Source organism: Azospirillum agricola (assembly GCF_017876095.1).
Lineage (GTDB): Bacteria > Pseudomonadota > Alphaproteobacteria > Azospirillales > Azospirillaceae > Azospirillum > Azospirillum agricola.
This window is the reverse complement of record NZ_JAGINM010000008.1, coordinates 218,970-233,841: the sequence shown is the minus strand read 5'-3', so window position 1 is coordinate 233,841 and position 14,872 is coordinate 218,970. Positions and strand designations below refer to the sequence as shown.

The 14,872-nt window shown below is 70.1% G+C and carries 10 protein-coding genes; 1 reads left to right on the top strand and 9 read right to left on the bottom strand.

What is annotated here, in order from left to right; all coding sequences use genetic code 11:
* Nucleotides 1–8 precede the first annotated feature (8 nt).
* The 4 genes from J2847_RS14405 to gltA form a co-directional block, all read right to left on the bottom strand.
* Complete coding sequence (locus J2847_RS14405; RefSeq protein WP_209779618.1) at nucleotides 9–341, bottom strand: DUF4406 domain-containing protein; 333 nt, start codon at nucleotides 339–341, stop codon at nucleotides 9–11.
* Between the two features lie 11 nt (nucleotides 342–352).
* Complete coding sequence (locus J2847_RS14400; protein WP_209779617.1) at nucleotides 353–1,000, bottom strand: response regulator; 648 nt, start codon at nucleotides 998–1,000, stop codon at nucleotides 353–355.
* Between the two features lie 117 nt (nucleotides 1,001–1,117).
* A complete protein-coding gene (locus tag J2847_RS14395; RefSeq protein WP_209779616.1) occupies nucleotides 1,118–2,131 on the bottom strand; it encodes an NUDIX hydrolase in 1,014 nt (337 codons plus the stop codon).
* Nucleotides 2,132–2,204: 73 nt separating this feature from the next.
* Complete coding sequence (gltA, locus tag J2847_RS14390) at nucleotides 2,205–3,536, bottom strand: citrate synthase (protein ID WP_085552848.1); 1,332 nt, start codon at nucleotides 3,534–3,536, stop codon at nucleotides 2,205–2,207.
* Nucleotides 3,537–3,756: 220 nt separating this feature from the next.
* Here gltA and J2847_RS14385 point away from each other — a divergent pair, with 220 nt between their 5' ends.
* The gene (locus J2847_RS14385) at nucleotides 3,757–3,987 is read left to right on the top strand and encodes a hypothetical protein (protein ID WP_085552849.1); all 231 of its coding nucleotides are present in this window, start codon (nucleotides 3,757–3,759) and stop codon (nucleotides 3,985–3,987) included.
* Nucleotides 3,988–4,064: 77 nt separating this feature from the next.
* Here the strand turns inward: J2847_RS14385 and J2847_RS14380 are convergent, their stop codons facing one another.
* The 5 genes from J2847_RS14380 to J2847_RS14360 form a co-directional block, all read right to left on the bottom strand.
* Nucleotides 4,065–7,997 carry a response regulator gene (locus J2847_RS14380; protein WP_233474520.1) on the bottom strand — a complete coding sequence of 1,311 codons (3,933 nt, stop codon included), beginning with the start codon at nucleotides 7,995–7,997 and terminating at the stop codon, nucleotides 4,065–4,067.
* 192 nt (nucleotides 7,998–8,189) lie between these two features.
* Nucleotides 8,190–10,793 (bottom strand): methyl-accepting chemotaxis protein, encoded by a 2,604-nt coding sequence (locus J2847_RS14375; protein WP_209779615.1) that lies wholly within the window; start codon nucleotides 10,791–10,793, stop codon nucleotides 8,190–8,192.
* Between the two features lie 321 nt (nucleotides 10,794–11,114).
* The gene (locus J2847_RS14370; RefSeq protein ID WP_209779614.1) at nucleotides 11,115–12,176 is read right to left on the bottom strand and encodes an aldose epimerase family protein; all 1,062 of its coding nucleotides are present in this window, start codon (nucleotides 12,174–12,176) and stop codon (nucleotides 11,115–11,117) included.
* A gap of 22 nt (nucleotides 12,177–12,198) precedes the next feature.
* A complete protein-coding gene (gene araD, locus J2847_RS14365) occupies nucleotides 12,199–13,923 on the bottom strand; it encodes an L-arabinonate dehydratase (RefSeq protein ID WP_209779613.1) in 1,725 nt (574 codons plus the stop codon).
* Between the two features lie 568 nt (nucleotides 13,924–14,491).
* Nucleotides 14,492–14,800 (bottom strand): DUF2834 domain-containing protein, encoded by a 309-nt coding sequence (locus J2847_RS14360; protein WP_209779612.1) that lies wholly within the window; start codon nucleotides 14,798–14,800, stop codon nucleotides 14,492–14,494.
* Nucleotides 14,801–14,872 lie beyond the last annotated feature (72 nt).

Below are 14,872 nucleotides of genomic sequence, written 5' to 3'. Positions count from 1 at the left end.
GGGAGGCGTCAGCACGGGATGTCCTCGACGCGGAGGAACACCGGAAGGCCGCGCGCCCGGAACCGCTCGACCTCCGCGTCGGCCCCCCGCGACGGGCCGCCGACGCGCAGGCAGGCGTCGCAACGGTCGGCCAGCGCCAGCGACACCGGCATCATGATCGCGTCGTAGGAATCTTCCCCGGCGGCCTCGATGATCGGCAACGCCGCGTTGACGCCGATGAGCGGAATGTGCCCGCACCGGAACACGGCCAGCGCCGCCTCGTTCAGAATCCGCAGGTTGGCGGCGCGCCGCGCCGCGTCGGCACCGCCGGAACGGTAGGCGCCGGCGACCATGATCAGCATGGCCGGCCCTCTCACTCCACAGGCGGCGGGGTCGGGGACAGGGCGAGCTGGCTCGCCAGCACCGCCGCCTGGGTGCGGGTCAGCACGCCCAGCTTGCGCAGGATCGTCGTCACATGCGCCTTCACCGTCGTCTCGGCGACGTTCATCTCGTAGGCGATCTGCTTGTTCAGCTTGCCCTCGGCGATGCCGGCCAGCACGCGGAGCTGCTGCGGCGTCAGGGTCGCGGCGCGCTGGGCCGGGTCGGGGGCGTCGGCGTCATGCCCGCCGCTGATCACCGGCAGCCACAGCTCGCCCTCCAGCACGGCGTTGATCGCCTCGACGATCTGGGTGTTGGGCGCCGATTTGGGCACGAAGCCCGAGGCGCCGTAATCGATGGCGCGCTGGACCGTCACCGGATCCTCCGACGCCGAGACGACGATCACCGGGATCGCCGGATGCTCGGCGCGCAGCATCATCAGCCCGATCAGCCCGCTCATCCCCGGCATGTGCAGGTCGAGCAGGATGACGTCGGCCGCCTCCCCGGCTTCCAGCACCGGCTTGATCTGGTCGAACCGGGAGACCTCCAGGATCTCGGCGCCGGCCATCGCCTGCCCGATGGTCTGGGTCAGCGCGGTGCGCATCAGCGGGTGGTCGTCGGCGATCAGAATGCGGAGCGACATTGACAATCCGATAAGAGAACCATGCCCGCAGTATCGGCCCCCGGCCGCCCGTTGACAACAGCGCCCAATGCCGCGCCCCGCCCTTTTCCAATAAAAAGGCGTGGCCGCCCTCCGGTTTCAACCGCCGGCCGAAGGAATCGCCCCGGCGCTGGTGCGTTCGTGGATCGCCTGCCGGCGGAAACGGTGAAGCTCGGCGGGACGGCCGCCGGTCTGGCTCTCGAACTGGCCGGTCGGCTCGACCAGCCCGCCGGAGATCATCATGCGGCGGAAATTCTGCTTGTGGACGCGCTCGCCCGACAGCGCCTCGACCACGCGCTGGAGCTGGTGCAGGGTGAAGACCGGCGGCAGCAGCTCGAACACGATGGGGCGGTATTTCAGCTTGCCGCGCAGCCGCTCCAGCGCGGTCGCCAGGATGCGCCGCCCGTCGCGCGCCATCGGCCGGCCGAGCGCGCGCGGCATCGGACCGCCCGGCGGCGGAACATCGGCCCGGCGCGCCGCCAGATCGCGGTCGCGGAAGGATTCGACCACCAGACCGGCCTCGTAGAGCAGCTCGTAGCGCTCCAGCACCCGCTCCATGTCCCACTCGGCGCCTTCCAGCCCGAAGGCGAGCTGCGTCCGTTCGCCGCGCCGGGCGCGGGCGCCGGGATCCCCGGCGGCGGCGACCCAGCCGCGCAGGGCCGGCTCGATCACCCCGTCGATCAGGGACGGACGCTGGTCGCGCCAGTCCTCCCATGGGAAATGGTCGTAGAGATTGCTCCAGTCCGCCGCCGTCCCGCCGCCCAGCGGCCCGTCGCGGACCAGCGCCAGATAGCCGACCACGACCGAGCGCGGGCCGCCGAACAGCTCGTGCGGGTCGCGGAAGCGGTCGCCGAAGGTGTAGAGCTGCTCGACGTAGCGCAGCGACAGGCCGGACAGCCCCTCGGCCACCGCGCGCACGCCGTCCTGCAAGGTGCGGAAGCGCGCCGGGTCGAAGGGCGCGCCCGGCAGGGCGTCCCGGTGCGGCAACGGCTCGTCGCCCCGCCGGTGCTCCGGCGGAATCTCGAACCCGCTGCGCACCGTCACCACGCGCGGCGTGGCGCCGGCCACCGCCACCACGGCGACCGACAGGCCCAACTGCACGCCGTCCGTCACGGCGCCCGCCTTCCATCCGGCCTGCCCCCTCTCCCCCTGGGGAAAGGGGGAGGGAGACTGGAAGAGACGTGGCTCAACGCTTGTCGAGCGGCACGAAGGCACGGGCCGGGTGGCCGGTGAAGAGCTGGCGCGGACGGCCGATGCGCTGATCGGGATCCTCGATCATCTCCTTCCACTGGCTGATCCAGCCGACGGTGCGGGCCAGCGCGAACAGCACGGTGAACATGCTGGTCGGGAAGCCCATCGCCTTCAGGATGATGCCCGAGTAGAAATCGACGTTCGGGTACAGCTTCTTCTCGATGAAGTACGGATCGGAGAGCGCGATCTTCTCCAGCTCCAGCGCGATGGCGAGGTGCGGCTCGTCCTTGATGCCGAGCACGTCGAGAACCTGGTAGCAGGTCTCGCGCATGATCTTGGCACGCGGGTCGTAGTTCTTGTAGACCCGGTGGCCGAAGCCCATCAGGCGGAAGCTGTCGTTCTTGTCCTTGGCGCGATTGATGAATTCGGGGATGCGGTCGACCGAGCCGATTTCCTCCAGCATCTTCAGCACGGCCTCGTTGGCGCCGCCATGGGCCGGCCCCCACAGGGCGGCGATGCCCGACGCGATGCAGGCGAACGGGTTGGCGTGCGATGAGCCGGCGAGGCGGACGGTCGAGGTCGAGGCGTTCTGCTCGTGGTCGGCGTGCAGGATGAAGATCTTGTCCATCGCCTCGGACAGGACCGGATCGACCTTCCACTCCTCGCAGGGCGTGCCGAAGGTCATGTAGAGGAAATTCTCGGCGTAGCTCAGGTCGTTGCGCGGGTACATGAAGGGCTGGCCCGACGTGTACTTGTAGGCCATCGCCGCCAGGGTCGGCATCTTGGCGATCAGGCGGTGCGCGGCGATCTTGCGCTGCACCGGATCGAAGATGTCCGTCGAGTCGTGGTAGAAGGCCGAGAGCGCGCCGACGACGCCGCACATGATCGCCATCGGGTGGGCGTCGCGGCGGAAACCGCTGTAGAACTTGGCGAGCTGCTCGTGCACCATCGTGTGGTAGGTGATGGTCCGCTCGAACTCGGCCTTCTGCTCGGCGTTGGGCAGCTCGTTGTTCAGCAGCAGGTGGCAGACTTCGAGGAAGTCGCAGTTCTCCGCCAGATCGGCGATGGCGTAGCCGCGGTGCAGCAGGACGCCCTCGTCGCCGTCGATGTAGGTGATGGCCGAATCGCAGGCGGCGGTGGAGGTGAAGCCCGGATCGTAGGTGAAATAGCCGGTGGCGGCGTAGAGCTTGCGGATGTCGATGACCCGCGGACCCGTGGAGCCCTCCAGCACCGGCAGCTTCAGCGTCTTGCCGGTGGCGTCGTCGGTCAACGTGACGGTGCCGACCTCGCTGACATCGCCGTGGGGCGTGTGCTTGCTCGATTCCATGACCTTCTCACTCTCCTTGGCTGGTCGGCCCTTGGCGTGTCGGTCCGTCCGCGCGCGGGGCGCGAACGGACCCTGGCTTGCGCCGCCGGGTTTATGCGGCCGGGTTCTTGCGGCCGGGTTTCCTGCGTTTGATCCACCCGCGCGAAAGGACGGGGAGCCGTGATGGAACCCCGGAGCCGCCGGCGCGGTTGGATGGGGGAAAGAATAGCACGAGGACATCATGACCGACACGCCCGTTGAACGTTCCTCCCCCGAACAGGGTTCCGATCAGGCCGCGGCGCCGACGCCGAAGGACGAGACTCCGGCCGGCGAGCGCTCGCCGCGCGAGGACATGCGCCGCACGCCCGGCGACGGCACGCTCCAGGACGCCACGCCGGCCGGCCTGTCGGCGGACGAACTGCGCCGCCGCGCCGAGGAGATCGACGGCTCGGCCCAGCCGGGGACCGGCTGAGGGCCTGGAGAGGCATCCCCCCGCCCCTCCCCCTTCCGGCGCGGGAGGGGCGGGGGGATGCGACGTGAGGACAGCGATCACCCCACCATCCGCGCCAGCACCGCCGCCAGATCATGCTCGTTGTAGGGCTTGCGCAGCAGCACCGCGCCCGGCACCCGCTCGGCGCCCGGCACACGGTCGTGGCCGGTGGCGAACACCACCTTGAGGGATTTCACCAACCCCACCGCGGTGGCGGCCAGATCGCCGCCGGAACCGTCGGGCAGGCTGACGTCGGTCAGCAGCACGTCGAACGGACCGCCTTCCGTCCCGCCCTCAAGCGCTTCCAGCGCTCCGGCCGAATCGCCGACGTCGACCACCCTGTGCCCAAGCTCGACCAGCATGTCGGTGGTCGCCAGACGGATCAGCTCGTCGTCCTCGACCAGCAGGACGCGCAGGCCGGACGACGGCGCCACCGGCTCCGGCAGCGGATGGGTCCCGGCCGGCTGGCCGCGCTGGCGCTGGTTGCGCAGGACATGCTGAAGCTTGCGGGCCAGCGCCTCGCGGCTGTAGGGCTTGCTCAGCAGCTCGACCCCGGCGTCGAGCCGGCCACCATGGACGATGGCGTTCTCGGTGTAGCCGGAGGTGAACAGGACCGCGAGGTTGGGCAGCCGCTCCCGCGCCCGGCGGGCCAGCTCGGGGCTGCGCAGCGGCCCCGGCATCACCACGTCGGTGAACAGCAGGTCGATCGGCATCCCGCTCTCGACGATCGCCAGCGCGCTCTGCGCGTCCTTGGCCTTCAGCACGCGGTAGCCGAGGTCGGTCAGCAGCTCGATCACCGTGGCGCGGACGTCGGGGTCGTCCTCCACCACCAGCACCGTCTCGGCCCCGCCGGTCACCGGGCCGCTGTCGGTCTCGGCGGCGATGTCCTCCTCCTGGCGGACGCGCGGCAGGTAGAGGCGGATCGTCGTCCCCTGCCCGACCTCGCTGTACAGCTTGATGTGGCCACCCGACTGCTTGACGAAGCCGTAGATCATGCTGAGGCCGAGGCCGGTGCCCTGCCCCTCCGGCTTGGTGGTGAAGAAGGGCTCGAAGACCCGCTCCATCACCTCCGGCGCCATGCCGCAGCCGGTGTCGGTCACGGCCAGCATGACGTACTGGCCGGCCACCACCTCCTCGTGCCTGGCGGCGTAGGCGTCGTCGAGGAAGGCGTTGCCGGCCTCGATGGTCAGGCGCCCCCGCCCGTCCATGGCGTCGCGCGCGTTGATGGCGAGGTTCAGCAGCGCGTTCTCGACCTGGGTCGGGTCGACCAGCGTGTTCCACAGGCCGCCGGCGACGACGGTCTCGATCTCGACCTCCTCGCCCAGCGCGCGGCGCAGCATGTCGTCGAGCGCGCGGATCAGCCGGCCGAGATTGACCGCCTTGGGCTCCAGCGGCTGGCGCCGGGCGAAGGCCAGCAGGTAGGAGGCCAGCTTCGCCCCGCGCGTCACCCCGCTCAGCGCGTTGCGCAGCCGGTGCTCGGCGCGCGGGTTGCCGGCGATGTCCTTCCCCAGAAGCTGGAGGTTGCCGCTGACGACCTGGAGCAGATTGTTGAAGTCATGGGCGACGCCGCCGGTCAGACGGCCGATGGCCTCCATCTTCTGGGCCTGGCGGAGCTGGATCTCGGCCTTCTCGCGCTCGGCGACGGCGAGAAGGACGCGCTGCTCCAGCGTCTCGTTGAGCTGGCGCAGATGCTCCTCGCCCTCGCGGCGGACGCGGGCCAGCGCCAGGGCGCCGTCGACCCGCGCGATCAGCTCACGCGCCGAGAAGGGCTTCACCAGATAATCGTCGGCCCCGGCCGACAGCCCCTCGACGCTCGCCTCCTCGCCGGCGCGGGCGGAAACCAGGATCACCGGCAGGTCGCGCAACGCCCCGTCCTCGCGGATCGCCTTCAACAGGCCGAACCCGTCGAGCCGCGGCATCATCACGTCGGACAGCACCAGATCGGGCCGCCACGCGCGGATCAGCTCCAGCGCGGCGGCGCCGTCGCCGGCGACCTTCACGGCGTGGCGGTTGCCGAGCAGCCGTTGCATGTACTCCCGCATGTCGGCGTTGTCGTCGGCGATCAGCACGCGCGCCGCCTGGTCGGCGGCCGGCAGGTCGGCCAGATCCATCGCCACCGGCCCGCCGCGCGCCTCCTCGGGCAGCCAGCGCAGGGCCTCCTCGACGAAGGCCTCGGCGCCGACGGCGGTCGAGACGCGCGGACGCTCGGCGCGCAGCCGGTCGGCCGGCAGATGGGCGCTGCCCAGCGGCAGCGTGACGGTGAAGCGGCTTCCCTGCCCCTCCGCGCTCTCCACCGCGATGGCGCCGCCATGCAGCCTGACCAGTTCGTTGACCAGCGCCAGCCCGATGCCGCTGCCCTCGTGGGTGCGGCCCTGCTGGCCCTCGATGCGGTGGAAGCGCTCGAAGACGCGGGGCAGCTCGGCCTCCGGAATGCCGACGCCGCTGTCCTGGACGCTGAAGGCGACGCGCATGCCCTCCATCGCCAGCGCGACCCGGATGCCGCCCTCCAGCGTGTATTTGAAGGCGTTCGACAGCAGGTTGAGGACGATCTTCTCCCACAGGTCGCGGTCGACCCAGACCGGTTCGGCCAGGGGCGGGCACACGACGGTCAGCGTCAGCCCGGCCCGTTCGCAGGCCGAGCGGAAGTTGCTGGCCAGCTCCGCCGTGAATTCGGCGAGAGCGATCGGCTCGAAGGACGCCTGGACCCGCCCGGCCTCGACCCGGCTGAAGTCGAGCAGCGCGTTGACCAGCCGCAGCAGCCGCAGGCTGTTGCGGTGCGCCACCTCCAGCAGGCTGCGGTCCTGCTCGCCGATCACCCCGGCGGGACGGGACAACACCTCCTCGATCGGGCTCATCATCAGGGTCAGCGGGGTGCGGAACTCGTGGCTGACGTTGGAGAAGAAGGCTGTCTTAGCGCGGTCGATGGCGGCCAGCGCCTCGGCCCGCCGGCGTTCCTCCTCATAGGCCTGGGCGTTGGCGACCGCCGAGGCGATCTGCCCGGCCACCAGCCCGATGAAGCCGGCGTAATCGGGGGTGTGCGGCCGGTAGGGGTTGAGGCCGGCGATCAGCACGCCGGCCGGCCGCTCCTGCCCCTGCTGGGCGATCGGCACCGCCACCGCCTGGCGCGGCGGCGTGTCCCACGCGCCGCAGGGCAGGCCGGGAAAGCGCGCGCCCAGATTCTCGACCAGCACCGGCCCGCCGCGCGCCAGCAGCTCCGCCACCGGCCAGGGACTCTCCCCGCTCAGCGGCAAGCTGTCGGGAGCCGCCGGGTGGTCGCCCCCGAAGCCGGTGCGGCCGACCAGCCGCGCCCGTTCGCCGGCCTCGTCGAACAGATAGACCAGGGAGAAGGGCAGATCGCGGTCCAGCACCCCGGTCAGACCGGCGAAGGCGGCGAAGATCTCGTCCAGCGTGTTGGTTCCCCCCAGCGCCGCGCCGAGTTCGCGCAACGCCCGCAGGCGCCGCTCGCCGATCACCCGCTCGGTTTCCTCGGTCACCACGCAGAGCATGCCGGCGATGCCGCCGCCGTCGCCGGGAACCGGTCCGTAGGAGAAGGTGTGGTAGGTCTCCTCCGGGTAGCCGCTGCGCTCCAGGAACAGCATCAGCGCCTCGTCCCAGGTGGCCTCGCCGGTGCGCAGCACCCGTTCGATGCGCGGCCCGATGACGTCCCAGATCTCGGCCCACACCACCGGCGCCGGCTGGCCGAGCGAGCGGTCCTGCTTGATGCCAAGCGTCGGCCGGTAGGCGTCGTTGTACAGGAAGGTCTGCTCCGGCCCCCACCCCATCCACATCGCGTAGCGCGAGGTCAGCATGATGCGGACGACGATCTTCAGGCTCTGCGGCCAATCCTCGGGCGGGCCGAGCGGCGTGGCGCGCCAATCGAAGGCGCGCATCATGGCGCCCATGGAGCCTCCGCCGCCCAGGATCTCGTCGATTCCGGGGGTTGCGCCGAGCGTCTCGCTGTCGTCCTGATGGGGCATGCTGGGGGCGGTCATGGTTGCTTGGCTGTTTCTCCGCCGCGCGGCTGTCTCCTGGGGTGGTCGACCGGCGAACAGGCGGCAGTGTCGGGAGGAGAGCGGGCACGGTCAATCCCGCCGTCGTCATAGGCCCATGGATAAGACACGGAAAAGGCGACGCCCCGAAGGAGCGCCGCCCTCGTCAACCCGCGTCGGCCGGGTTGGGTTCCGTCAGCCGGCGCGCATCCGGTTGACCAGCGTGTCGACCTGGGAACCGAGCGAGCGCACCTCGTCGGCGACCGTGGAGGAGGCGGTCAGCACGCGGTTGGCCGATTCGCCCGACTCGGCGGCGGCGCTCGCCACCGAATCGATGCTGTGGCGGACATGCTGGGTGCCGTCCGCGGCCTCGCCGACGTTGCGGGCGATCTCGCGGGTGGCGGCGCTCTGCTCCTCCACCGCGGCGGCGATGGTCGCGGCGATCTCGTTGATGTCGCGGATGGTGCCGGCGATGGAGCGGATGGCGTCCACCGCCTCCCGCGTCACCGCCTGCATCGCCGATATCTGGCCGGAGATCTCCTCGGTCGCCTTGCCGGTCTGGTTGGCGAGGCTCTTGACCTCGCTCGCCACGACGGCGAAGCCCTTGCCGGCCTCGCCCGCCCGCGCCGCCTCGATGGTGGCGTTGAGCGCCAGCAGGTTGGTCTGGCTGGCGATGTCGTTGATGAGCTGGACGACCTCGCCGATCTTGTTGGCGCTCTGGGCCAGCCCCTCGACCGTGCGGTCGGTGCGCTCGGCGTCGTCGGCGGCCTTGCGGGCGATGCGGCTCGACGCCGTTACCTGGCTGCCGATCTCCTGGATCGAGGCCGACAGCTCCTCGGTGGCGGCGGCGACGGCCTTGACGCTGCCCTCGGCCTGCTGCGAGGTGCTGGCGGCGGTCGCCGCCTCGCCGGTGGTGGTTTCGGCGTTGCGGCTCATGCGCTGGGCCATGTCCTGCATCTCGCCGGCCGCCCGCGACACGCGGTCGAGCACCGAGCGCACGCTGCTCTCGAAGGTCTCGGCCATTTCGACCATGGCGCGGCGGCGTTCCTGGGCGGCGCGGCCGCGCTCGGCCTCGGCCCGCGCGTCGGCCTCCTTCGCCTGGTTGGCGGTGTCGCGGAAGACGATCAACGCCTGCGCCATGTCGCCGATCTCGTCGGCGCCGGGCTTTGGGATGGCCGTGTCGAGGTTGCCGCCGGCGATGGCGCGCATGGCGTCGGAAAGCTGGCTGATGCGGGCGACGATGCCGCGCCCGGCGACGAACCAGGCGAGCGCCGCGGCGCCGATCAGGCTGGCGGCGGCGAACAGGATCATCATGAGGCGGCCGGAACCGATGGCGGCGGTCGCCCCGGCGGCGGCGCTGTCCGCCTCGGCCTTCATCGCGGCGATCTGGCGGTCGACGGTGACGGCGAACTGCTGGGCCAGTTGGCGGTTCTGGTCGAGCACCCCCTCGTTGTCGGAGATCGCCGCCAGTTCGGCGCGGCGCAGCGCGAAGATGCCGGCCTCGCCCTTGCCGAAGGCGGCCAGCGCCTCGGCGGCCCTGACCAGCTTGGGCAGGCCGTCGTCGCCGGCGCGGCCGAGCAACTTGATGCGGTCGTCCAGCTCCTTGGCGGCGGCGGCGTAGCGGGCCTCCAGCGCCTTCAGCCGCTGGCCGCTCGGCGCCTGCGCCGCCTCGTTCAGCGCACTGGTCAGGGCGTTGCCGTGGGTCGACAGCTCCAGATAGGTGCGGAAGCGGGTCAGGCCGTCACCCAGCAGCTCCTGCATGGAATCGCGGGTCTGCGAGCGGACGTTGACGCTCGACAGCTTGATCTCGGCCTTCAGCCGCATCAGCGGCGATTCCATCTGGTCGAGCAGGGCGAGCTGCCGTTTCTGCGTGTCGGCGAGACGCTCGTGGATCCGGGTCATCAGGGGGATGCGGTCGGCCTCGGCGACCTCCAGGGACTTGCGCCGCAGGTCGAAGATGCCCTGCTCGCCGTCGCCCAGGGTGAAGAACTCGTCGAGCGCGTCGGTGGTCTGCTTGCTCAGCCTGTTGCCGACCTGGGCGGTGGCGCTGACCAGGCGGGCGGCGGCCTCCAGGTAGGATTGCTGGTGCTGGGTGACGCCCGGGCCGTCGATGGCGGCGGCGGCGCGGCTCATCGCCTCCGACGCGGCGGCGATGTCGCCGCGCAGCTCGTACAGGCTGATCAACGAGCGGATGGCGTCGGCCAGCGCGTCCATGTCGCGCTCGGTGCCGGAATCCAGCTCGTCGCCCTTGCTGCGCAGGGTGGTGCCGGCCTTCTCGGTCAGCGGGGCGAGCGCCGCCAGGAACGCGTCGTAGCCCTTGGACAGTTCGGACAGCGTCTCGTCGCGCTTGGCGCGCACGGCCAGCCGGCGCTCGACGGCGGCGTTCTCGGCCTCCAGCGTGGCGATCAGCGCGGTGGTCTTGGCGCGGACGTCGGGCAGCATCGGGTCGCCCGGCCGGCGCGCCTCAAGCTCGCCGACCAGCCCGACCAGCGCCTTGCCGCGCCCCATGATCTCGGAGAAGAGGTGTTCGCGGGCGGTCTGGTTCTCGGCGGCGTCCAGCGTCGGGGCGGCGGCGGCGATCCCCCCGCTCTCGCCCGACAGGCGCTTGGCCAGTTCCATCTCCGGCAGGCTGGTGCCGACGATCCGGGTCAGCGGCGCCTCGACCGCCGAGAAGGACGTCAGCCCGACGCCGCTGGCCGCGACCGTCATGCCGGCCATGCCGGCGAAGGCCAGCAGAAGCTTCGCGCGCACGCCGAAGCGGCGGCTCCGGACGGGCGTGGACGGATTGGCGATGGTCATGCTCTGCAACTCCTCCCGGCATCGTTCTAGTGCCTGGGCATACCGCCCGCCTGTTGTCTTTTTCAGCGCTCTCTCGGGAAACGGCGACGCCCACGCTTCGCGCCCCGAATTGATTGCTACACCAACTGTAAGCCCGTGTGGTTGACAGAATCTTACGGAGACACCCCCTACTTTCGTTAAGTCGAGGGGCAGGGAAAATCCTCATGCCCGTGCCCGGCACGGGCATCCACGGGCAAGCCCCGAGGTTCCGCGCGGACGGCCGGGACGAAGTCCGGCCGTGACGCTGGACGAGCGGACGGCGCGGCGGCTCCGCGCGATGGATCAGCGCACGCCGAAGCGGTAGGCGATGACGCCCCGGAAGATCTCGCCGGGATCGAGAACGGTCGATGGGAAGTTCGGGTGGTTGGGCGCGTCGGGGAAGCGCTGCGGCTCGATGCACAGGCCGCCGCGGCGGACGAAGGGCACCCCGCCGCGCCCGACGTCGCGCGGCGCCGCGCCGGTGAGAAAATTACCGGAATGGAGCTGCGCCCCCGGTTCGCTGCTGCTCACCTCCAGCAGCCGGCCGGAGACGGGCTCCTCCACCGTGGCGACCGGCCCGAAGGCGCCCGGCGGCTTGTCGATCACCATGTTGTGGTCGTAGCCGCTGCCGAAGCGGATCTGCTCGTCGTCGGCGTCGATGCGCTCGCCGATGCGATGCGGCGTGGTGAAGTCGAAGGGCGTGCCGGCGACCGGCCGGATCTCCCCGGTCGGAATCGCGGTCGCGTCGGTCGGGGTGAAGGCCCGCGCGTTCATCGTCAGCACATGGTCGAGGATCGAGCCTGCGCCGGCCAGGTTGAAGTAGGCGTGGCCGGTGAAGTTCACGATCGTCCGGCGGTCGGCCACCGCCTCGTACTCCATCCGCAGCGTGTCGCCGTCGAGCCGGTAGGTGACGGCGGAGCGCAGTTCCCCCGGATAGCCCTCCTCGCCGTCGGCGTAGGTCAGGCTCATGCGGACGGCGCCGGGGCCAAGCCGCTCGGTGTCGAACACGCGGAAGCGGCTGCCCTTGACGCCGCCATGGATGTGGTGGGCGCCGCCGTTGCGGGCGAGTTGATGCTCCACGCCGTCCAGCGTGAAGCGGCCGTGGGCGATGCGGTTGGCGAAGCGGCCGATGAAGGCGCCCATCGACGCCTGCCCGCCCATCACCGACCGGATGTTGTCGTAGCCGAGCACCACGTCGCCGGGCACCCCATCGCGGTCGGGGGCGAGGATGCGGACGATCCGCGCGCCATAGTCGGTCACGTCGACGGAGACCCCGCCGTCGCCGGTCAGGGTGTGGAGGTCGGTCGGCTTGCCGTCCACCTCGGTCCGGAAGGCGGCGGGATCGAGGGCGACGGGGTGCGGCATGGCGGGTCCTTCCGGCAGATCGTCAGTGGATCTCGGGCTCCGGCACCGCCTCCCCCGCCTGGAGGAAGTCGAAGTCGCAGCCCTCGTCCGCCTGCCCGATGTGGCGGCTGAACAGCGCGCCGTAGCCGCGCGGGTAATGCGGCCTGGGCGCCACCCAGTCGGCGCGGCGCCGCGCCATCTCCTCGTCGGACACGTGAAGATGGATCCGGCGCAGGGCGATGTCCACCTCGATCGGGTCGCCGGTGCGCACGAAGGCGAGCGGCCCGCCGATGAAGGATTCCGGGGCGATGTGCAGCACGCAGGCGCCATAGCTGGTGCCGCTCATCCGCGAGTCGGACAGGCGCAGCATGTCGCGCACGCCCTGGCGCAGAAGCTTCTTCGGGATCGGCAGCATGCCCCATTCCGGCATGCCCGGCCCGCCCTGCGGCCCGGCGTTCTGCAAGACCAGCACATGGTCGGCGGTGACCTCCAGATCCTCGCGGTCGATCTCGGCGGCCATGTGGTTGTAGTCGCGGAAGACCAGCGCCGGGCCGGTGTGCTTCCACAGGCGCGGCTCGGCCGCCGCCGGCTTCATCACGCAGCCGTTCGGCGCGAGGTTGCCGCGCAGCACCGCCAGCCCGACCGCCGAGGACACCGGGTTGTCGAGCGGCCGGATGACGTCCGGCAGATGGGTCCTGGCGTCGGCGATGTCGTCGCCCAGCGTCCCGCCGTTCACCGTGCGCTGGGTCAGGTCGATCTTGTCGCCCAGTTCCCTCAGCAGCGCGCGCAGGCCGCCGGCGTAGTAGAAATCCTCCATCAGGAACTGGCCGGACGGGCGGACGTTGGCGATCACCGGCACCTCGCGGGCGAAGCTGTCGTAATCGTCGATGCCGAGGTCGATCCTGGCCCGGCGCGCCATGGCGACGGTGTGGATGATGCCGTTGGTCGAGCCGGCCATCGCCAGCGAGGCGACGATGGCGTTCTCGAACGACTTGCGGGTCAGGATGTCGGAGGGCTTCAGATCCTCCCACACCATGTCGACGATGCGCCGGCCGCTGTCGCTGGCCATGCGCGGGTGGTTGCTGTCGGCCGCCGGGATCGAGGAGGCGTTGGGCAGGGTGAAGCCCAGCACCTCGGCGATGGCGGTCATGGTGGCGGCGGTGCCCATGGTCATGCACACGCCGTGGGAGCGGGCGATGCCGTTCTCGATCTCCTCCCACTCGCGCTCGCTGATGGTGCCGGCGCGCTTCTCGTCCCAGTATTTCCAGACGTCCGACCCGCTGCCGAGGATCCTGCCGCCCCAGTTGCCGCGCAGCATCGGCCCGGCGGGGATGAAGATCGCCGGCAGATCCATGCTGATGGCGCCCATCAGCAGGGCCGGGGTGGTCTTGTCGCAGCCGCCCATCAGCACGACGCCGTCGATCGGGTTGGAGCGCAGATGCTCCTCCGTCTCCATCGCCAGGAAGTTGCGGTAGAGCATCGAGGTCGGCTTGGCGTAGGTCTCCGGCACCGACATGGCGGGCAGCTCGACCGGGAAGCCGCCGGCCTGCCAGACGCCGCGCTTCACATCCTCCACCCGCTGCTTGAAATGGGCGTGGCAGGGGTTGAGGTCGCTCCAGGTGTTGACGATGGCGATGACCGGCTTGCCCGCGAAGTCCGCCGCCGCGTAGCCCATCTGCCGCACGCGCGAGCGGTGGCCGAAGGAACGCAGATCCTGCACGCCGAACCAGCGGTGGCTGCGCAGGGATTTCGGGTCGCGGGTCGTCATCGGGGAAACCTCCCACCGGAATGTCTTGTTGGTTTTGAACCTGTCAGACAAGATCACAGATGGGAGGATCGGAGCAAGGGGCAAATGCGGCCGGGAGCCGCCTTCCGCCAGACGGAAGATGAAAGCAACGGCGCACCCATCGCGTTAGAGACCATGGAAAACATGGGGTTCCAGCAAGTTTTCGGGATTTCTTTCCTCATCTCTCCGAACGGTTGCGGCGAAGGCGCTTGTCCAAAGCGATGAAATGATCAGCGAAACGAACAAAATATGTTTGACATCCGACAAGCGCCCCGCTATCCCTGTGGACGCTGGCGGTCACGAGCGCTTCCCGACCGCCGGCTGGTCAGACGCTGGAGTCGCCGCCGGGTTTCATGGTCCCACCCGGTGCTCTCCCCCTTGCGCGCGGCTCGGTCCACTCGGGCGCCCCTTCGGATGAAGGCGGCGCCCGATTTTTTTCCGGATGGAGTGGCCGCTGGGCTTCGCTCATTCGAGCCGCTTCCTTTCCAGCGCGAACAGGGACGCCCAGCCGAGGGATCACGCCGCGAGCAAGTCCTGAGACGTCATGGATTCAATCCCGTTCACGCAGATACAGATAGAGCGGCAGCGCCAGAGACAGCCCAACGAAGAAGCTTGCCGGAAGAATCAGCCACCATCGCGCGACGTCGTTCTTGATCGAATCCCTCCATGACCACACCCAGAAGATGAGGATCGTAATCAGCACATCGGCCGAGAAGCCACCGGCCGCACCGTTTGCAAACAAAGATTGCAGAAAAAGCGGGACATCAAGTCCATGAACCGCAAAGAAAGACCAGAAGAACATCCAAGGGACCGCCGCGCCGACGACAGCCATAACCAAGTAGAAATTCCTGGCGCTCACGTGTCTCTTCCTTCGCTTCGAAAATCCCCGAACCTGGGACCTGCGTCTTGTTCGGCGCGGAATGTCCGGTTC